Below are 18,639 nucleotides of genomic sequence, written 5' to 3' on the forward strand. Positions count from 1 at the left end.
GGGCGATGCCGGGTCTGCTCAGAGGAATCGCACGCACCGCGGTGATCGCCGGGACGGCGACCGCGGTGTCCAACCGGGTGTCCCGCCGGCAGGCCGGACGCTGGGCACGACAGGAGGACGAGCAGTACTACGACGAGCAACCGGTGGACGAGCCGGAGCCGGAGCCGGCCGTGGACCCGATGACGGCGAAGCTGGACCAGGTACGGCAGCTGGGTGAGCTGAAGTCGCAGGGCCTGATCACCGACGCGGAGTTCGAGGTACAGAAGTCGAAAATCTTCAACTCCTGATGACGCGACATTGACGTGTTGACTTGACATGACGGTCTGAGTCAACGATGACGCTGCGTCGATCCACAACGTCAAGTCAACACGTCAACATGTCGATGCGACAGGCGGGGCCGCTCGTACCTGAGCGGCCCCGCCTGTCGTGTCGTGTACCGGCCGTCGCTGGACGACGCCGGCAGCGTCCTCATCCCTCCCGGATGACCGCTCCCTCCCGGACGACCGCGGTCATGGCGATCTTGTCGGGCAGGCCCTGGTGCCGGCGGTCGACGATCAGCCACAGCGCGCCGACCGGGAAATACGCCAGCAGCAGCGCCCGCACCAGCGCGGCGAGCCACCGCACCGGCCCGCCGTCGGCGCGGACCACCCGGACGCCGACCACGGCCATCCCCGGCGTCCGCCCGGCCAGCACCCAGAACAGCGCGCAGTACACCGCGAGCAGCGCGGGCAGCACCACCAGATAGGACGAGAGGATCAGCCGGGCCAGCTCCCGGGCCTCGTGGCCGACGACCGAGGCGACCAGCCCGAAGGCGGTCGCCCCGGCCGCGGCGAGCACCGCGACGGTGAGAGTGTCGATCAGGTACGCCAAGGTCCGGCTGACCAGCCCGGCGTACCCGCTCATGGGGCGTCGCCGCGCCTCGACATCTTCAGGGTGAGCCGGTCGACCGCGCTGTCGCCGGCCGCCGCCCCGGACCGGACCCGGCCGAGGGCCTCGCCGACGATGCTCTCCCGCTGGCCGCGGATCAGCCCGCGGACCCGGTCCGGCTCGTTCTCCAGCAGCGTCAGGACCCGTTCCAGCTGGGCGTCGACGAGCCGTTCGACCAGCTCCGAGTGGGCCAGCCGGTCGACCGCCGTGTCGACGGCCCGCCGCGCGCCGCGCTGGCCGCGCTCGCGCTCCGCGGCGCCCCGCTCGGCGAGCACGGTCCACCGGGCCCAGACCTCCGCCGCCGTACGCAAACTCTCTTGATCCCACCGTGAGCGAAGAGCGGACAGCTTGTCGGCGCTCTTCTCCCCGGCGCGGAACACGGCGCCGATCGCGACGTCGCCGAGCTGGATCAACGCGATCATGATGGCCTCCCGGCCCGGCGCCGCAGCACCGCTTTGCGGATCTCGGTGGGCACGATGACGGTGAGCGCGGCGAGCAGGCAGATCCCCCACTGGCCGAGGTCGAGGCTGACCGTGCCGAGCAGTCTCTGGATCAGGCCGAGCTCGGTGGCCAGCACGATCGCGGCCAGCGACATCCCGCTGGTGATCAGGAACCGCCGGTCGTCGAAGGTGTCCCGGCTGAACACCGATCGGATGTCGCTGCGCACGGTGACCGAGAAGATCAGGTTCATCAGCGAGAACGCGGTCAGGCCCATGGTCCGGGCGACGTGGATGTCGTGGTCGCGTTCGGCGAACCAGAGCACGAGCAGCGTGATCGCGCCCATGAACACGCCCATCAGGCCGAGCCAGCCGAGCACCCGGTTGGTCAGCAGCGGCTCGTCGGAGCGGCGCGGCGGCCGGCGCATGATGTCCGGCTCGGCGGTGCCGTAGCCGAGGCCGACGGACTGGAAGACCTGCGTGGTGAAGTTCAGCCAGAGCGTCTGCAGCGGCAGGAACGGCACGCCGCCGGCGATGTTGCCGATGCTCGCCGCGAGGAACGTGACGATCATGGCGGCCAGCACGCCCATCTGGAAGAAGATATATTTCTTCAGGTTGGCGTAGAGCGCCCGGCCCAGCTCGACGGCCTTGACGATGGTGGCGAAGTCGTCGTCGGTGAGGATCATCGCGGCGGCTTCCTTGCTCACCTCGGTGCCGGTGATCCCCATCGCGATGCCGATGTCGGCCTTCTTCAGCGCCGGCGCGTCGTTCACCCCGTCGCCGGTCATCGCGACGATGTGGCCCTTGCGCCGGAGCACCTCGACCAGGCGCACCTTGTGCTCCGGGGTGACCCGGGCGATCACGCCGATGCCGTCGATCTCCCGGTCGGCCTCCTCGTCGCTCATCGCGCCGAACTCGGCGCCGGTGATCGCGCGGCCGCGGATGCCGAGCTTGCCGGCGATCGCGGCGGCGGTGATCGCGTGGTCCCCGGTGATCATGCGGACCTCGATGCCGGCCGCGTGGGCCTGCTCGATCGCGTCCTTCGCCTGCGGCCGGGGCGGGTCGACGATGCCGACCAGGGCCAGCGGCTCGAGGTTCTCCAGCATGCCGAGCAGGTCGTCCCCGACGGCGTCGGCGGTTCCGCGCGCGGTCGCCATCACCCGCAGGCCCTGCCGGGCCAGCCGCTCGTTCTCGGCCAGGTAGCGCTCGTGCTGTTCGGGAGTCACCGAGCAGCGGGCCAGGACCTGGTCCGGAGCCCCCTTGACGAAGAACTGCACCTTGCCCGAGATCTCATGGAAAGAAGCCATCATTTTGTACGCGGCGTCGAACGGCAACACGGCCACGCGGGGATATTTCTCCCGGGTCGCATCGGCGTCCAGTCCACCCTTCTCGGCGAGCACCACCAGGGCGAGCTCGGTCGGGTCCCCGATCAGCCGGCCGTCCTGGACCACCGCGTCCGACGCGAGGATCATCGGCAGCAGGTACTCGTCGAGCGGCACGTCCGGCTCGCCCGCGACCCGCTTGATCGTGCCCTCGGTGGAGTAACCGCCGCCGGAGATCACGTACCGCCGGCCCGGGATGGCCATCTCGGTCGCGGTCATCTGGTTCAGCGTCAGCGTGCCGGTCTTGTCCGAGTTGATCGCCGACGTGGAGCCGAGCGTCTCGGTCGAGCGCAGCCGCTTCACGATCGCGTTCGCCTTGGCGAGCAGCTGGGTGCCCATCGACAGGATCGTGGTGACCACCGCCGGCAGGCCGGTCGGGATCGCCGAGACGGCGAACGCGACCGCGGCGGTGAAGACCACGGTGAACTCGTTGCCACGGGCCAGGTTGATCAGCACCGAGGCCAGGAGCGCGAAGCCGGCGACGTACAAAATCTGGTTTGTCAGTTTGGCGAGTTGCCGGGTGAGCGGCGTCGCCGCGTCCTTGTCGGCCTGCAGCATTCCGGAGATCCGGCCGACCTCGGTCGTCATCCCGGTCGCGGTGACCAGCAACTCCCCGGCGCCGCGGGTGACGTTGGTGTTCATGTAGGCCATGTCGGACCGGTCGCCCAGGTCGGTGTCCGGCTCGGTCAGCGGGTCGACGTTCTTGGCGACCGGCAGGCTCTCCCCGGTCAGCGCCGACTCGTCGATCTCCAGGCTGGACGCGCGCAGCAGCCGCCCGTCCGCCGGGATCACGTCGCCGGCCTCGATCTCCACCACGTCGCCGGGGACCAGCTCCTCGGCGGGCAGCTCGGTGAGCTTGCCGCCGCGGCGCACCCGCGCCTTGACGATCATCATCTTCTGCAGCGCGTCGATCGCGGCGGCGGCCTTGCCCTCCTGGTGCAGGCCGAGCGCGGCGTTGAGCAGGGTCAGCGCGATCAGCATCACGCCGGTGCCCCACTGCTTCAACGGGTACAGGCTGCCCAGGCCCGCGATCAGCAGCACGATCTGCATCGGGTCGGCGTACTGGCGCACGAACGCCCGCCACCACGGCTCGCGTTTGGCCTGGGTGAAGCGGTTCGGGCCGTACTTCTCGCGGCGGGCAGCGGCTTCCGTGTCGCTCAGACCGTGCTGCTGGTCGACATTTTCGACTTCAAGCGCTTCCGGTACGGAGAGGGTGTGGAAGATCGGGGTCTCCGGCGGCGTGGTCATGGTCGCCATCGGGCGCCTACCGGTACTGGGGCGGGTAGGGGCGCGACGACGCCGGCCGGGTGTCGACGCGGACCAGGCGGGTCGCCGACCGGGCCACCCCGGCGATCAGCGAGCCGATCGCGATCCCGATGATCATGTTCAGCCCGGACGTGTAGAACTGGGCTGCCCGCTCCGCGTCGGTGACGAACGGCGCGAGCATCGCCGAGACCGTGGCCAGCCCGATCACCCAGCCGAAGAAGCGCATCGGCCGTGGTGTGGTCAGGATCAGCACGTGCACCAGGCCGGTGGCGAGCAGGGCGGCGAGGGCGGCGCCGAGCGCGTACCAGCCGGTGCTGGCGTCCCCCCAGGTCCCCTGGCCCTTGGGGGCGAGGACGTCGATGTCGAAGATCCCGCGCCCGAGCAGGATCCCGGCGACGGCGATCAGCGCGGCGACGGCCGCGGTCGCGCCGCCCCCGGCCCACAGTTTGCCGGCGTTGACGGTGGGTTTCACAGATTCGGTGGTCATCCGGTTCTCCTCGGTCGCACGGGAGGTGCCGCGCTGAGAATCGCCGGGGGCGGCGGTTGCCGCCTCATCCAGCCGGGATGAGTCTCGGTGGGGTGGGTGGTCCGGGTCGGGCGTGACCTGCGCGTCTTGCGTTCCGGAGCGGTGTTTCTTTCGTTTCGGGGGCGGCGGGATTCGCGTTCCGTCCGCTTCGCGCCTCGCCGCCGTGCGCGTCCTGGCGGCCTGCGTCCTGCCACCGTGCGCGTGCCGGCGGCCCGCGTCTTGCCCATCGTGCGCGTCCTGGTGGTCTGCGCCTTGCCACCTTGCGCGTCCTGGGGGCCCGCGTCTTGCCCATCGTGCGCGTCCTGGCGGTCTGCGCCTTGCCACCTTGCGCGTCCTGGGGGCCCGCGTCTTGCCGGCATGCGCCAAACTGTCGCCGTGAGCAGCGAGTTTGAGAGTTACCCCTGTCCGCATTGTGCGGCGATCGCATCGACGGTCAGCGGGTGCCCTCAGTGTGGGCGCGGGCCGGACACGGACGCCATCGGGGTGATCCGCCTGAACGCGGAGCTGACCGGGCTCGGTGAACGCCTCCGAGCGGCTCGGGCCGAGGTCAGCGCCGTGGAGACGGCGATCGGGAACGTGCGGGGCCGTCGGGACGCGCTCGCGTTCCGGGTGCGGTCTGCGGTCGAGGCCGCCCGCGCGGGATCGCCCGTTCCCGGCCCGATCCCGGCGCCGCCTCACGCCGGGCCGTTCCCCGGGCCGGGGCACTCCGGCCCTCTTCTCGGGCCGGGACATTCCCCGGTCGCTCCGTCCGCCGAGTCCTGGCCGATTCCCGGCTCGCCTCTCGCCACGCCGGGGCATGTTCCGGCCGCTCCCTTCGCCGGGCGTGGGTCCGGTCCGGCTTCGCCCTTCGGCGGGCCGACACCGGCGCAGGTTCCGCCCTTCGCCGGGCCGTTCGCCCCGGCCACCGAGCGGCGCCTGACCACGCTGACCGCGCAGAACGTGCTGTTCGCACTGGGCGGGTTGCTGCTCGTGGTAGCGGCGGCAGTTTTCACCGCGGTGGCCTGGGCCCAGGTCGGCGTGGTCGGCCGGGCGGCAATTCTCGCCGTGGCGACCGCCGCCGTGCTGGCGGTGCCGCCCTTCGCGGTACGACGTCAGCTGACCGGCGCGGCGGAAACTTTCGCCGCGGTGGGCGTGCTGATGATCCTGCTCGACGGCTATGCGGCCTGGACCGTCGATCTCCTGGGCGTGACGGATCTGCGGCCGTCGGCCTACGCAGCCGCGGTCGGGACGGCGACCGCGGGAATCGCGTTCGGTTACGGCCGGCTGGTCGGCCTGCCCGGCCCGAAAATTTCCGCCTTGGTGATCGCGCAGCCGGTGTTCCCGCTGGTGGCCGCGGCCGTCTCGGCCGGCGCGACCGGCTGGTCCCTCGCCCTGACCGCCGCGACCGTGGTGAACGTCGCCGCGCTGTGGCGGGTCCGCTTCACCGCGACCGCGGTCGGCGTGGTCGCGTACCTCTGCGGCAGTGTTTCCGCGTTCGTGGCGGCGATGCTGGCCCTCGCCGGCCTGGGATCCGCCGACACCGCAGGCCGGGCCGCGGCGGCAGGCGGCGCCTTGATGCTGCTCGCCGCGGTTGCCGCCACCGGCGCGGTACTCGCCCGGCACCCCGTCGCCCAGACCTGGACCACCGCCCTGCTCACCGTGGCAACCGCCGTCACGGCAGCCGGCTGGCTGCTGCAGCTGGGCGACGGCACCGAACTCCTACGGCTGTCCACCGTCGCCCTGGCCATCGCAGTCGCCACCGCAGCCGCAGCCGGCCGCTTCCCCAGCCTGGCAAAGCGCGCAGACCCGGCCGCTCCCGTCACGGAGCGCCCAGCCGGTAACCCCGCACAGCCCGCAACCCGCGAACCATCGGCCGATCCCCTCACCGCCGCCGCAGGCACAGGCCCCATTCACCCCGCAAGACGCGAACCATCGGCCGATCCCCTCACTGCGGCTGCGGAAGCACAGCCCTCGCCGCCGACAAGACGCGGGCCTTGGGCTCGCGTGCTTGCCGTGGTCGCCGATGGGCGCCTCCCCGAGCCGTTCCGGCGTGGATCGTGGGCCGGAGCGCTCGCCGTAGCCGGTGTGCCCACACTCGGGCTCGCCTGGAGTGTGCTGATAGCTGCGACGAACAGCATGGCAGCGGCACAACCAGTACTGGGAGCCGCGCTGACGGCCACCGTCGCCGGCCCGGGCAATTCCGCCGCCCGAACCGGCACGGGTCCCACGACCTCCTGGGTGGGAACGGGTGCGGATTCCGGAATCCCCTGGGTAGGAACCGGCCCGGGCTGGGACCTTCTTGTCGCGACGGTTGCCCTGCTCGCCGCATTCGTGATCCTGCTGCCCGCCCGATTCCGCCCGGATCTGTCCCTGTCCGCCCTCACCGCGGTATGCCTGCTGCTCCCCGCGGCATTCGGCCTCCCGTGGTGGACCGCCGCAGCTCTCGGAATCGCAGTTTCCGCACTCGCACTCGCCCTGGCAACCCGCACACCGAGCACCCTCCGCCTCACGATCACCGCGCTCGCCGCGACCCACGCCTTGATCACCAGCCTGGGCGACCCGGGCGTAGCCGCCGCCGTATGCGGCACCATCGCCACACTCGGCATCAGCGCAGCCCTGTTCCTCCAGCGCAACCACCTCACCGCAGCAAGTCTCGCCACCACCGGACCCACCACAGCCAGCCTCACCACCACCGGACCCACCACAGCCAGCCTCACCACCACCGAACCCACCACAGCCAGCCTCACCACCACCGAACCCGGCACCACCGGACCTGCCGCAGCTGGAGCCGCAACCAGCGCGGCTCCGCTTGCTGAATCCGCGAAGGAACCTTTCGCCGCGAGTCGGGCCCGGCTCCTCGGTGCGTGGGCCATGACCGTGGGCCTGCTCGCCATCGTGCCGACCGTCTGGCTCGGACTCCTGGCGGCGGAACTTTCCGTCACCACGCAGGTCCGCGCCTTGTTGGTAGTGACCGCGGTGCTGTGCCTGGTCGCTCGCCGGGTCCGCGGCTATGAATTGCAGGCATCCTCGGTCGCACTACTGCTGGCGGCCGCCACTCCCCTGTGGAGCCTGCCCGGCGACGATCCGGCGCAGCTCTACGTGGGCGCGGCCCTGATCCTGGTCGCCACGCTGAGGTCCGCGCCGGCCACTCCGTTCGCCGCGTCCGCGCTGGCCGTAGGCCTACTGGCCTGGACCGCCGACGACCTCGCAGCCCTCTTGACGTTCCAGGAACCCGTCACGCCAGCGGTTTCATGGGCGACAGTCGCCGCGACACTGATGGCCGCGGTCGCGACCTGGCTCTTCGCCACCAGGTGGATCGCGGCACCGTTCGTAGCCCTCGCTGTCCCGCTCACTCTGGCCGCCGCCCACGCACCCTGGCCGTCAGTACCCCTGTCCGAAGTCGTAGTCGGCCTCGCCGGCCTGACCACCCTCCTCTTGACCACGCGGCACCCCACCCCAGCGACCGCGTCCCGCCCTGTCACGCCTATCCCGGCCACACCTCTCTCACCCACGGGCCGCCCCGCGCCTGCGGCCGCGCCCTTCCCTGCCGCGCCCTTCCCTGCCGCGCCCTTCCCTGCCGCGCCCTTCCCTGCCGCGCCCCTCGATGCCGGACCCCTCACTGCCTCGCCCCTCACTGCCGGACCACTCACTGCCGCGCCCCTCACTGCCGCGCCCCTCACTGCCGCGCCCCTCACTGCCGCGCCCCTCACTGCCGCGCCCCTCCCCACCACGCCTGTCCCGGCTACACCTCTCTCGACCGCGGGCCGGCCCGCGCCTACGGCTGCACACACCTTCGACCCGGAACAACTGGCGGCTGCGGCCCTCCGCGCCCCTGACCAATCCGCGCATCCAGCCACACCGGCATCGGCATCGGCATCCGACCACACCCTGGACCCGGAGCGTCCCTCGGCCGCGGCCGCACCTCGCCCGGCCGTGGGGTCGCCTGTGCCGCCGCCGGTTTTCGCAGCGGCAGCCGGGCGGCCTGTGTCGGTGGGCCGGCCCGCCCTGGATCGACAGACATCCGGCGCGGGTGTCGTGGTTTCCGGATGGTCGGTGCTCGTGGCCGCGTTCGGCGGGCTTGCCGCGGCCGGCGTAGCCGGAACCAGTCCGCGAGCCGGGGCGCTGCTGGCGGCGTTTGCCCTGGTAGCCGTGGCCGGCGCGGTGGTCGGTGCCGCCGGGCTGGACCTGTCCGCCAGGATCGCCGGCTGGGTGGCCGGTTCCGGGGCAGTGGTCGTGGTGGCGTACCTCGGGGCAAGCAACCTCGCCCAACTCGAACCCGGCGGCGTCGCGCGGACCGTGCTCTGCGCCGCCGGGCTTGCCCAAGCCCTCGAATGGGTCCTGGCCACCCGTCGCCCGCGCGAAGCGCCGGCGGTGGCCGCGATCGCGCAGTCGGGTGCGCTGATCGCCCTCCTGACCGCCGGATCGCTCCGGCAGGCGGCCCTGATCGCCACACTGTGGGCGGCCGTTGTCGCGGTGCGCGCGCTGCGGCCGGACGAGACGTTGAAGGTCCGGTTCGGGTACGCGCTCGCCGCCGCCGGCTGTGCACTGCTCGGCTGGTGGTTGTTTCTTTCCGCCAGGCAGGCCGGCACCGTCGAGCTGTACACGGCGCCCGCCGCCGCGCTCGCCCTGCTGGCCGGTTGGTGGGCGCGCCGGAGCCGTGCTGAGCTGCCGTCCTGGACCGCCTACGGGCCGGCGTTGGCAGCCGGTTTCCTTCCGACCCTGGCGGTAATTTCCAACAGCAGTGCCGACGAGCCGCAGTACGCGCGGCGGTTGCTCCTCGGCGTTGCCGGACTGGCGGTGCTGATTTTCGGCGCGCTGGCGCGGCTGCAGGCGCCGGTGGTCTCCGGTGGGATCGTGGTGGTGCTGGTCGCCCTGTACGAGTTGGCGCAGGTGTGGGACCTGGTGCCGCGATGGGTGCCGCTCGCGGTCGGCGGTCTGCTCCTGGTCGGCATCGCCACCACCTTGGAGCAGCGGCGGCGCGACCTGCTGAGGCTGCGCGATGCGGTCGGGCGGATGGGCTGACCCCGGCATCGCTTGCCGGTACCGGTACGGCACCATCATCGGCACGGGTGCCGGTATCGGCCCAGCAACACCCATCGGCAGAGACGCCGGATCCGGTGGTCCACCGCCACCGCCATCGGCAACGGTTTGTGGGTGTCGGCCCGGCACCATCAATGGCCACGGTCTACCGGCGCCGGTCCAATCGGCACGTCCTTGCCACCGGCCCAGCCACCACCTGCGCTACCCGCGGAGACCGCATGTCGCCGCGGCTGCGGGAGGCGGCCGGCAGCGAAGGGCGTGCAGTATCTCTCGCCGGTGCTGCCCGGGTGGCCTCGCCAACGACGGCGTGATCTGGTGGGATGGCGCGACGCGGTGGCCCAAAAAGTTGAACCGCGACAAAAATCGGCCGATTGAACTGCGCGAACCAGAGCGCGTTGGATGGATGGTATGAGCGACACGGGTAATGGCATGCTGGCGCGGATCCGGGACGGTCTGGTCGGGGCGGGACAGGTCCTCGACGGGCCGTTCGGTCAGCGGCGGATCACCTACGCCGACTACACGGCCTCCGGGCAGGCGCTCGACTTCGTCGAAGATTTCCTTCGTGAGCAGGTGCTCACCCGGTACGCCAATACGCACACCGAGGCGTCCGCGACCGGCGCGCAGACCGGTGCGCTGCGCGAGGAGGCCCGGGAGATCATCCACCGCAGCGTGGGGGCCGGGCCGGAGCACGTGGTGATCTTCTGTGGCTCCGGCGCCACTGCCGCGGTGGCCAAGCTCGCCGGAATCCTCGGCCTCCGCGTTCCGGAGAACCTTGACGACCGGTACGGCTTGAGCGCGCGGATCCCCCGCGACGAGCGACCGGTGGTCTTCGTCGGGCCGTACGAGCACCACTCCAACGAACTGCCGTGGCGCGAGTCGGTCGCGGACGTCGTGGAGATCGAGTCCGACCACACCGGGCACGTGGACCTCGGCGCGCTGCGGGCGGCGCTGATCGCGTACGCCGACCGCCCGGTCCGGATCGGCAGTTTCTCCGCCGCCTCGAACGTCACCGGCATCCTCACCGACACCGCCGCGGTCTCGCAGGTGCTGCGCGAGCACGGCGCGCTGTCGGTCTGGGACTACGCGGCCGCCGGGCCGTACGTGCCGATCTCGATGGCCGACAAGGACGCCGTCTTCCTGTCGCCGCACAAGTTCGCCGGTGGGCCGCAGACCCCGGGCGTCCTCGTCCTCGACCGGCGGCTGATGACCAACCGGGTGCCGGTCACCCCGGGCGGTGGGACGGTCGCGTACGTCGATCCGACCGGTCACCGCTACCTCGAGGACCCGGTCATCCGGGAGGAGGGCGGCACCCCGGCGATCGTCGAGTCGATCCGGGCCGGGCTGGTCTTCGCGGTGAAGGAGTCCGTCGGTACCGACCTGATCGGCGCCCGGGAGCACGTGCTGTGGCAGCGCGCCAAGGAGCGCTGGACCGCCGAGCCGAGCATCGAGATCCTCGGTGACGTCGAAGCCGACCGCCTGTCGATTGTTTCCTTCCAGGTCCGGGCCGGCGAAAAGTACCTTCACCACAACTTTGTGGCGGCGCTGCTCAACGACCTGTTCGGGATCCAGGCGCGCAGCGGGTGCTCGTGTGCCGGGCCGTACGGGCACCGGCTGCTCGGCATCGACGAGGCCCACTCGCGGGAGTTCCGGGACGAGATCCTGGACGGCTGGGAGGGGATCAAGCCGGGCTGGTCGCGGCTCAACTTCAACTACTTCATCTCGGACACGGTCGCGGACTATCTGGTCGAGGCGGTGCTGCTGGTCGCCCGCTACGGCGCACGGATGCTGCCGGACTACCGGTTCGATCCGCGGACCGGGCGGTGGACGCACGTGCGACACGCTCCCCCGCTGGTGCGGCTCGCCGACCTGCGGCTGGGGGCCGATGGCACGGTGACGTCACCGCCCGCGCCGACGGTCACCGTCGGTGAGGACGTGCTGGCCGGCTACCTCGACTCGGCGCGCGCGGAGCTGACCGCCCGGGTGGACCCGGCTGACGGCGAACGCCTGAGTCTGCCCCTGGGTTTCGAGAAGCTCCGCTGGTTCCTGCTACCGGACGCCTGCCTACCGACCTGACCGCCGCACGGCCGGGCGTTGCCACGGAGGCGAGGCGGCAGGCCTGGAGCCCGAGGCAGAAGTCCGACCGGACCGCCACCGCCGTCGGTGGTTACTTTCCGACGGTGAGCGAAGGCCGGTCCAGGCCGCCGCTGCCGCCGGTGGTTAGTTTCCGGCGGCGAGCGGTAGGTGGATCCGGAACGCCGCGGCGACTGGTGGGTTAGTTCCCGGCGGTGAGCGGGAGAAGGAAGGCGTCGCCGGATTCCCAGGCGCAGCTGCCGGTGGGGGCACCGTCGGGCTGGTAGTACACGCGGATGTGGTAGCCGCCGTCCTTCGCCTCGTTCAGGACGAACCACCACGGGCAGTCGCCGGTCGGTTTGGTGGCCGAGAACAGGCCGGTCGGGCGCTGGTCGGCCTGCCAGCCCGAGCGGCGGGCCAGGTCGGTGTAGAAGGTGCGGACGTTGATGCCCGGCGGGCTGGAGAGCCGGGTGCCGACCACGCCGGCGGCAATTGCCTCGATGCCGGAGCTACCGGGCGAGGACGTGTCGCCGCAGCTCAGAGACTCCTCGGCGGCCTTGTCCAGGTCCGTCGAGGCCGGGTGCTGGGTGAGCATCGGGTCGGCGGTGATCGCCCGGATGGTGTCCGGCTTGGCGGTGCATCCGCCGATGCTGGCCGGGCCCGGCTTCGCGGCGAGCAGCGGGTAGATCACGGCTGCCAGCAGAAGTCCGGCCACCAGGGCCGGCCCGCCCCACCGCGCGATTCGGGATGGCGTGCTCATTGACGGCGATCATAAGGCTCCGCTGCTTTTCGGGGTATCCCCGCGCACCGCCGGAAGCGGTCGTCGAAGGCCCGGACGGCGCCGCACCGACGACCACGACCGACCCGCGGGTCCGTGCAATCAGGAACGATTGACGACGCCGTCCCCGCACACCGTCAGAGACGGCTGACCGGGTCACGAAGAAAAATGTTTTCGCGCGCGGTCACGGGCGGTTCTGGTGGACGAAGTCTCGGCCTCGGGTGAACGTCTCGACCGGGTCTCCGCAGTAGAGCCACGGCCACTCGGTGACCTGCTCGCCGAGCAGGTCGTGCGCCCGGCCGGCGATCTCGAACGCCTCGGTGAACTCGCAGGTCAGCGCGAACGTGGCGATCCGTGGCGCCCAACCAACCGCCCTGCGGTAGGACGGGTCCAGGAAGGACTTCTGAGCGGCGGCGACGAGCTCGTCGCGGATCTCCGGCGCCGAGATGTACGCCGCGTCCTCTCCGCTGGGCAGGGACATCCACTTCTCCAGGTGCGCTACCGCGATCAGCTCCGGGAGCAGGCTGCCGGGCGGCGCGGCGGCGGTGGCCTCGCGAGCGAAGGCGAACATCTTCTCGTCGCTGCCGGACCACTTGGCGCACAGGTGCTGCAGGCGCTGCTCATGGGCGATCACGTGCAGCGGGTACCGCTTGATCACCTCTTGGAAGCGCCGTTCCCCCTCGACCGGGCCGACCTGACGGCCGCGGGCCGACGTGACCAGCCACGCCCACGCGGTGACCTGTTCCGGATCGCGTTCGGTGACCTCGTCGAGGAGGTTCTCGGCGAGCCGCAGCCGGCGGGCGAACTCCTGGAACTGCTCCCGGCTGGTGTTGCGCGCCGACTTGGCGCCGCGGGCCTCCCACGCCCACTGCACCGCGTGGCAGCCGCGGACCAGGACCGGCAGGGTCGAGTCCGGCTCGGCGGCCACCCACTCCTCGATCCAGTCCTGTACGCCGTCCACGCCGGTCGCGGCCTCCATCAGGAAGGCGTGCGTGTCCGGGTCAGTGGCTTCGGCGAAGACGTCCCGGGCGGTCCGCCAGTCGCGCGCCGCGAGGGCGTCGATCAACCGGCGGGGCTGCTCGTCGCCGTATGCCGGGTCGATCGTGAAAGCCGGCTGACGGTTCTTTTTACCGAACGGCCACATCTGGAACGTCCTCCCCCTCGTTGGCGGAAGATTTTAACTACACCTCTATGTACCTTGCCGGGTATGTAACTGGGTGGGTACATTGGCGCGGTGGATGCGGTGCTTCAAGCGTTGACGGACCGGAGCCGGCGGACCGTCCTGGACGCGCTGGCGGACCGGCCCGCCACGGTGAACGAGCTGGCGGAGCTGCTGCCGATCGCCCGGCCCGGGGTGTCGCGACACCTGCGGGTGCTGCGCGAGGCCGGCCTGGTCGACGTGCGGCAGGACGCGCAGCGCCGGGTCTATTCGCTGCGGCCCGAGGCGCTCATCGACCTGGACCTCTGGCTGGGCCGGTACCGGGACCTGTGGCAACGCCGGCTCACCGACCTGCACGCCGAGATCGCCCGCCCGCGGACCACCAACAGCGGCCCCGGCACCGGCCCAGGCCGCGACACCGGCCCCGACACCGACACCGACACCGACACCGACACCGACACCGACACCGAAGGGTGACACATGACCAGCGCGAACCCTGGGAAACACCTGCTCGGCAGCCTGTATCGGCTGCCCGACGGGCGCGGCGGCGTCCGGGTCGAGGACGTGTACGACACCGGTATTGACGATCTCTGGTCAGCCGTCACCGACCCGGCCCGGCTCGTGAACTGGATCGCCGAGGTGACCGGCGACCTCACCGTCGGCGGCGCCGTGAAGACAATCTTTACCAGCGGCTGGTCCGGCCCGGGACGTATCGACGTGTGCGAGGTGCCGCACCGCCTGTTGGTCACTTTGGCGCCCGGCACCGACGAAGAGACCGTCATCGAGGCGGAGCTTTTCGCCGAAGGCGAGCGGACGCGATTGGTCGTTGAGGAACGCGGGCTGCCTGCGGAGGAAACTTTCTACCACGGCGCCGGGTGGCAGGCGCATCTTGAGGATCTCGCCGCCCACCTGGCCGGGCAGCCGGCCGGGCCCTGGAAGGAACGGTGGCAAGAGCTGACGCCGGCCTACCGCGAGCTGGCATAGGCGCGCGAGCAGCCGCAGAGCCGCGCGACCGGCCGCGAAGCCGCGCGAGCAGACGCAGATCCGCGCGAGCAGACGAGCAAGACGCCGATGGGCGCACCAGCCGCGGGCGGACGCCGACGTGAGCAACGTCCACCCGCGGCTGCCCGGCGGCGAGTCGCGAGCGGCGGGCGGGCCGCCGGCGAGCCGACTGCCGGGGCCGGGCAGCCAAGGGCGACCAAGTAGCCGAACAGCCGGGCGGCGACCGCGGGACCGGCTGGAGGCCGGACGACCGGGCTGCCGGCGAGCGGGCTGCCGGGCGGCGGCGAGCAGCGGGCGGCAGGGTCAGGGCTGCAGGTTCTCCAGGTCTTCCAGGAGGCTCGGGTGCACCGGCTTCCAGCCCAGCGCCTCCCGCGTGTGCACGCTCACCGACGGCTGATCCGTGGCGAAGATCTGCCCGAGCGGCCCGAACGTCTCCTCCGCCACGGAAGCGACCGGCAGGCCCAGCCGGCGGCCGATCACCTCGGCGATGTCGCGGACCGCGTCACCTTCGTCGGCCACCGCGTGCCAGGCCGTCCCGGCCGGGGCCTGCTCCAGCGCGAGCCGGAACAGGACCGCCGCGTCCAGGGCGTGGACGGCCGGCCAGCGCTGGGTGCCGTCGCCCGGGTAGCCCGACACGCCCGACCCGCGGGCGATCTGGGTGAGCAGGCCCGCGAAGCCGCCGGCGCCGTTGTTGTGCACGGTTCGCGGCAGCCGCACCGAGGTGCTGCGCACCCCGCGAGAGGCCAGGGTCAAAATCTCATTGACGGTACGGCCTCGGCCACCGACCGGGCCGTCGGTCGGCAGCGGGTCGGACTCGGTGGAGGCGGCGCCCGGCACCCACGGTGTGCCGGAAACCGTCACCAGCGGGCGGTCGCTGCCGATCAGGACCTCGCCGAGCGCGAGCAGGGCGGCGGTCTCCTCGGCGACCGAGCGGGCGACGGCCTCGGCGCTGCTGAAGTCGTTGCCGAACGCCAGGTGGATCACCCCGTCGGCCTGGGCGGCGCCGGCGCGCACGACGTCCAGGTCGGCGAGGCCACCGCGGATGGTGGTGGCGCCGGCCGCCTCGGCGGCCTGTGCGGACGCGTCGGAGCGGGCGAGCGCGAGGACGGTGTGACCGTTGGCGAGCAGCTCGGCGACGACGGCGGAACCGATCAGGCCGGTGCCGCCGGTGACGAATACGTGCATGGAACACTCCCGAAGTGATGGGACTCTTGTCCCGTCACAGTACCAGAGTGATGGGACAAGAGTCCCATCATCTATGATGGCCACATGGCTCGATGGGAACCCGGCGCACGCGAACGCCTGGTCATGGCGGCCGTCGAGCTCTTCACCGAGCAGGGGTACGACGCCACCACGGTCGCGCAGATCACCGAGCGGGCCGGGGTCACCAAGAGCACGTTCTTCCGGCACTTCCCGGACAAGCGGGAGCTGCTGGTCGCCGGGCAGGAGACACTGAGCCGGCTGCTGGCCGAGGGCATCGCGGAGGCGCCGGCCGGGGCGAGCCCGCTCGACGCGGTCGCCGCCGGGCTGGAGCGCGCGTCCGGCGCGATGGGCCCGATGAGCCGCGAGATCGCACCCCGAATGAAGGCCGCCGTCGCCGCCAGCGCCGAGCTCCGGGAGCGGGACGCGCTCAAGAGCGTCAGCCTCGCGGCGGCCATGACCGCCGCCCTGGTCGCCCGCGGCGTCCCGGACGCGACCGCGGCGCTCGCCGGCGAGCTGGGACTCCTCGCGTTCAAGCGCGCCTACGCCGCCTGGTCCGACGGGAACCCGGACGACGACATGGCGCCCTACGCACGGGCGGCCCTCGACGAACTCCGCGCGGCAAGCGCCGCCCTCAGCTAATCCCAAGCCCCCCGGGACAGCCAGCCGGGCACGGAAGGACGAAGCCGGACGCGGAAGGACGAAGCCGGGCCGGGATGGGCGCGACCGGGCCGGGATGGGCGCGGCCGGGGCACGGCCACGCTGGGGCGCGGCCAAGCCGGGCTGGGCCGGGGCACGGCTGGGCTTGGAGCGCGGCTGGGCCTGGAGCGGCCGCCGGCGGGCGTTGGTTCTTTTTACCGCAACCACCCTCGGACGTCGCCCTGGAGGGCTTCGCGTTCAGGGCGCGCCAGCGCCCTGCGAAGCCCGGAAGGGTCCCCGCGGGAGCGACGATCAGTTATCGGCCGCAGCCCAGGACATGAATTCAAAGATCTTGATCTGCCGCACTTGTTCTAGTTCACCTATAACAACTAGAGTCAGTTACATGCTCTGGAGGATCGACCCGGCGAGCGACGAGCCGCTGTATACGCAGCTCGTCGCGCAGGTGCATCTCGCCGCCGCCCGTCGCGATCTCGCGCCCGGCGATCGGCTTCCGGCGGCCCGCGAGCTCGCGGAATCGCTTGATCTCAATGTCCACACCGTCCTCAAGGCCTACCAGCAGCTGCGTGACGAAGGCCTGATCGAGCTGCGCCGGGGGCGCGGCGCGGTCGTCACCAGCCGCGCCGCCACCGACCTCTCGCCCGTCGAGAACGCGCTGTCCGCCCTGGTCAGCGCCGCGCGCGAGGCGAAACTTTCCCCCGAAACCCTGACCGTGCTCCTTAAGGAGGCGATGAGCCGATGACCAACCATCACTGGCGGACTCCACTGTGGTCCTCCGTTGCCGCGCTGGCACTTTTCTCCGCCGGTGCCGCGACCGTGCTGAGCTGGCGCGACACGCTGCCGGACCCGCTGGCCACGCACTGGCGGGCCGGCTCCTCCGTACCAAATGAATTCATGTCTTTGAATGCTCTGCTGCTCACCGCGGCAACCCTGGTGATCGCGGGGTGTGTCCTTTTCGGAGCGATCGCCTGGTTCTGGGGCAGCGCGGTGATCACCCGCCGCATGGTCGCCGCGTCCACCGTCTGGATGGGCGGGCTCGGCGCCGGCCTGCTGCTGGTCACGGCCGGTGCCCAGCGTCATTTGCAAGATCCGAACCAGGCTTCGGTACGGGGGTGGGCGGTCGCCGCCACCATCGTCCTCCCGCTGATCCCGGCCGTGGTCGCGGCGCTGCTCGTGCGGGACGACCCGCACGTGCCGGCCACCGAGCCGGTCGCCGCCGACGCCCCGCGCCTCGGCCTGGCCGACGGCGAGCGCGCGGTCTGGATCCGCCGCGCCGACGGTGGTCCCGGTCTGGTCGTCGGCGCGATCGCGACGGTGCTTACCTTCCTGCTTGCCGTCGCGCTGCGGGAGTGGGCGCTGCTGGTCGTCCCGGTCCTGCTCGCGGGCCTGTTCACGGCGATGTTCGCGTTCACCGTCCGGGTCGACACGACCGGTCTCACGGTGCGCTCGCTGGTCGGCTGGCCGGGCACGCACGTGCCGGCGGACGAGGTGGAGCGCGCGTCGGTGACCGAGGTCCGGCCGGTGCGCCAGTTCGGCGGCTGGGGCTGGCGGGTCGGCCGCGGCGGCCGGGTCGGGGTGGTGCTGCGCTCCGGTGACGGCCTGCTCGTCGAGCGCAGCGGGGGGCGCTCGTTCGTGGTGACCGTCGACGACGCCGCCACCGGCGCCGCCCTGCTGAACACGCTGGCGGACCGCGCACGACGGTGACCGTCCGGTTCGCCGGCGCCGCACGTCCGGGCGCCGGCGAACCGCGTTTTACCTGATCGTGCCGCGTGGAAGTGCCTTGCCGGAGGCCCCGCGAGCCTAGAGTCGGGGGCATGGCAACCGGCACCAAGGACGACCCGTGGGCGCTGCGGACCCCGCCCGGATCCTCGGCCTACACGATGTATCGCGACCCGGACGCCGACCCCGCCGCGCTCGTCTGCCAGGTCGGCGCGACGAAACTTTCCTACCTGGCGCGGGCCGTCGAGGACCTGCACGCCTGGCTGCGCGAACAGGGTGACTGGGTGCCACTCGGTGCCGCCGACGAGAACAAGCCGGTCACCGACGGCACCGTCGAGGCGTGGGGCCGCTCCCCCGGCAATCCGGTCGGCGGCTGGTACGGCCTGCGCAAGGGCTACCGCGGCCGGTTCGGCATGTACCTGCCCCCGCTGCTGGAGGAGTTGGGCCTGGCCGAGCTCACCCACGACGCCCGCAACAACCGCGTGCGAGCCGTCTGA

General features: G+C 71.8%; 16 protein-coding genes. 9 read left to right on the plus strand and 7 right to left on the minus strand.

Going from position 1 to position 18,639, the window contains the following annotated elements; all coding sequences use genetic code 11:
- Positions 1 to 5 precede the first annotated feature (5 nt).
- Positions 6 to 287, plus strand: coding sequence for an SHOCT domain-containing protein (locus L3i22_RS32095; RefSeq protein WP_221321235.1), 282 nt, complete (start codon positions 6 to 8; stop codon positions 285 to 287).
- Between the two features lie 181 nt (positions 288 to 468).
- On the opposite strand, the gene L3i22_RS32100 is transcribed toward L3i22_RS32095, so the two are convergent.
- Genes L3i22_RS32100 through L3i22_RS32115 form a run of 4 tightly spaced genes read right to left on the minus strand, consistent with a single transcriptional unit; the run spans position 469 to position 4,499 of the window.
- Entirely contained in the window at positions 469 to 903 is a 435-nt protein-coding gene (locus L3i22_RS32100) for an RDD family protein (RefSeq protein WP_221321236.1), read from the minus strand.
- Complete coding sequence (locus tag L3i22_RS32105; RefSeq protein ID WP_221321237.1) at positions 900 to 1,349, minus strand: hypothetical protein; 450 nt, start codon at positions 1,347 to 1,349, stop codon at positions 900 to 902. The genes L3i22_RS32100 and L3i22_RS32105 overlap by 4 nt, the downstream gene beginning before the upstream one ends.
- Positions 1,346 to 3,994 (minus strand): cation-transporting P-type ATPase, encoded by a 2,649-nt coding sequence (locus L3i22_RS32110; RefSeq protein WP_255657325.1) that lies wholly within the window; start codon positions 3,992 to 3,994, stop codon positions 1,346 to 1,348. The genes L3i22_RS32105 and L3i22_RS32110 overlap by 4 nt, the downstream gene beginning before the upstream one ends.
- A 16-nt stretch (positions 3,995 to 4,010) precedes the next feature.
- Positions 4,011 to 4,499, minus strand: coding sequence for a DUF6069 family protein (locus L3i22_RS32115; RefSeq protein ID WP_221321239.1), 489 nt, complete (start codon positions 4,497 to 4,499; stop codon positions 4,011 to 4,013).
- Between the two features lie 522 nt (positions 4,500 to 5,021).
- Between L3i22_RS32115 and L3i22_RS32120 the strand changes: the two genes are divergently transcribed.
- Both L3i22_RS32120 and L3i22_RS32125 read left to right on the plus strand, forming a co-directional pair.
- Entirely contained in the window at positions 5,022 to 9,539 is a 4,518-nt protein-coding gene (locus tag L3i22_RS32120) for an SCO7613 C-terminal domain-containing membrane protein (RefSeq protein WP_221321240.1), read from the plus strand.
- A gap of 426 nt (positions 9,540 to 9,965) precedes the next feature.
- Positions 9,966 to 11,630: an aminotransferase class V-fold PLP-dependent enzyme gene (locus L3i22_RS32125; protein ID WP_221321241.1), complete on the plus strand. Its 1,665-nt coding sequence runs from the start codon at positions 9,966 to 9,968 to the stop codon at positions 11,628 to 11,630.
- A 199-nt stretch (positions 11,631 to 11,829) separates the two neighbouring features.
- On the opposite strand, the gene L3i22_RS32130 is transcribed toward L3i22_RS32125, so the two are convergent.
- Both L3i22_RS32130 and L3i22_RS32135 read right to left on the minus strand, forming a co-directional pair.
- A complete protein-coding gene (locus tag L3i22_RS32130) occupies positions 11,830 to 12,387 on the minus strand; it encodes a hypothetical protein (protein ID WP_221321242.1) in 558 nt (185 codons plus the stop codon).
- A gap of 202 nt (positions 12,388 to 12,589) precedes the next feature.
- Complete coding sequence (locus tag L3i22_RS32135) at positions 12,590 to 13,549, minus strand: DUF4034 domain-containing protein (protein WP_221321243.1); 960 nt, start codon at positions 13,547 to 13,549, stop codon at positions 12,590 to 12,592.
- Between the two features lie 90 nt (positions 13,550 to 13,639).
- Between L3i22_RS32135 and L3i22_RS32140 the strand changes: the two genes are divergently transcribed.
- Both L3i22_RS32140 and L3i22_RS32145 read left to right on the plus strand, forming a co-directional pair.
- Entirely contained in the window at positions 13,640 to 14,041 is a 402-nt protein-coding gene (locus L3i22_RS32140) for a helix-turn-helix transcriptional regulator (RefSeq protein WP_221321244.1), read from the plus strand.
- Positions 14,042 to 14,044: 3 nt separating this feature from the next.
- On the plus strand, positions 14,045 to 14,548 hold the full coding sequence (locus L3i22_RS32145) for an SRPBCC family protein (protein ID WP_221321245.1): 504 nt from the start codon (positions 14,045 to 14,047) through the stop codon (positions 14,546 to 14,548).
- Between the two features lie 321 nt (positions 14,549 to 14,869).
- Here L3i22_RS32145 and L3i22_RS32150 read toward each other — a convergent pair whose 3' ends face one another.
- Positions 14,870 to 15,751 (minus strand): SDR family oxidoreductase, encoded by an 882-nt coding sequence (locus L3i22_RS32150; protein WP_221321246.1) that lies wholly within the window; start codon positions 15,749 to 15,751, stop codon positions 14,870 to 14,872.
- 84 nt (positions 15,752 to 15,835) lie between these two features.
- Here L3i22_RS32150 and L3i22_RS32155 point away from each other — a divergent pair, with 84 nt between their 5' ends.
- The 4 genes from L3i22_RS32155 to L3i22_RS32170 all read left to right on the plus strand — a co-directional run bounded on the left by L3i22_RS32155 (position 15,836) and on the right by L3i22_RS32170 (position 18,639).
- Entirely contained in the window at positions 15,836 to 16,408 is a 573-nt protein-coding gene (locus L3i22_RS32155; protein WP_221321247.1) for a TetR/AcrR family transcriptional regulator, read from the plus strand.
- 400 nt (positions 16,409 to 16,808) lie between these two features.
- A complete protein-coding gene (locus tag L3i22_RS32160) occupies positions 16,809 to 17,165 on the plus strand; it encodes a GntR family transcriptional regulator (protein WP_221321248.1) in 357 nt (118 codons plus the stop codon).
- A complete protein-coding gene (locus L3i22_RS32165; protein ID WP_221321249.1) occupies positions 17,162 to 18,127 on the plus strand; it encodes a hypothetical protein in 966 nt (321 codons plus the stop codon). The genes L3i22_RS32160 and L3i22_RS32165 overlap by 4 nt, the downstream gene beginning before the upstream one ends.
- Before the next feature lie 110 nt (positions 18,128 to 18,237).
- The gene (locus L3i22_RS32170) at positions 18,238 to 18,639 is read left to right on the plus strand and encodes a DUF6855 family protein (protein WP_255657326.1); all 402 of its coding nucleotides are present in this window, start codon (positions 18,238 to 18,240) and stop codon (positions 18,637 to 18,639) included.

Source organism: Actinoplanes sp. L3-i22 (assembly GCF_019704555.1).
Classification (GTDB): Bacteria; Actinomycetota; Actinomycetes; order Mycobacteriales; family Micromonosporaceae; genus Actinoplanes.

Bases quoted from the DNA above. Each gene is read 5' to 3' on its own strand.
- L3i22_RS32095 (WP_221321235.1), top strand. From the start codon at position 6: ATGCCGGGTCTGCTCAGAGGAATCGCACGCACCGCGGTGATCGCCGGG.
- L3i22_RS32100 (WP_221321236.1), bottom strand. From the start codon at position 903: ATGAGCGGGTACGCCGGGCTGGTCAGCCGGACCTTGGCGTACCTGATC.
- L3i22_RS32105 (WP_221321237.1), bottom strand. From the start codon at position 1,349: ATGATCGCGTTGATCCAGCTCGGCGACGTCGCGATCGGCGCCGTGTTC.
- L3i22_RS32110 (WP_255657325.1), bottom strand. From the start codon at position 3,994: ATGACCACGCCGCCGGAGACCCCGATCTTCCACACCCTCTCCGTACCG.
- L3i22_RS32115 (WP_221321239.1), bottom strand. From the start codon at position 4,499: ATGACCACCGAATCTGTGAAACCCACCGTCAACGCCGGCAAACTGTGG.
- L3i22_RS32125 (WP_221321241.1), top strand. From the start codon at position 9,966: ATGAGCGACACGGGTAATGGCATGCTGGCGCGGATCCGGGACGGTCTG.
- L3i22_RS32130 (WP_221321242.1), bottom strand. From the start codon at position 12,387: ATGAGCACGCCATCCCGAATCGCGCGGTGGGGCGGGCCGGCCCTGGTG.
- L3i22_RS32135 (WP_221321243.1), bottom strand. From the start codon at position 13,549: ATGTGGCCGTTCGGTAAAAAGAACCGTCAGCCGGCTTTCACGATCGAC.
- L3i22_RS32145 (WP_221321245.1), top strand. From the start codon at position 14,045: ATGACCAGCGCGAACCCTGGGAAACACCTGCTCGGCAGCCTGTATCGG.
- L3i22_RS32150 (WP_221321246.1), bottom strand. From the start codon at position 15,751: ATGCACGTATTCGTCACCGGCGGCACCGGCCTGATCGGTTCCGCCGTC.
- L3i22_RS32155 (WP_221321247.1), top strand. From the start codon at position 15,836: ATGGCTCGATGGGAACCCGGCGCACGCGAACGCCTGGTCATGGCGGCC.
- L3i22_RS32160 (WP_221321248.1), top strand. From the start codon at position 16,809: ATGCTCTGGAGGATCGACCCGGCGAGCGACGAGCCGCTGTATACGCAG.
- L3i22_RS32165 (WP_221321249.1), top strand. From the start codon at position 17,162: ATGACCAACCATCACTGGCGGACTCCACTGTGGTCCTCCGTTGCCGCG.
- L3i22_RS32170 (WP_255657326.1), top strand. From the start codon at position 18,238: ATGGCAACCGGCACCAAGGACGACCCGTGGGCGCTGCGGACCCCGCCC.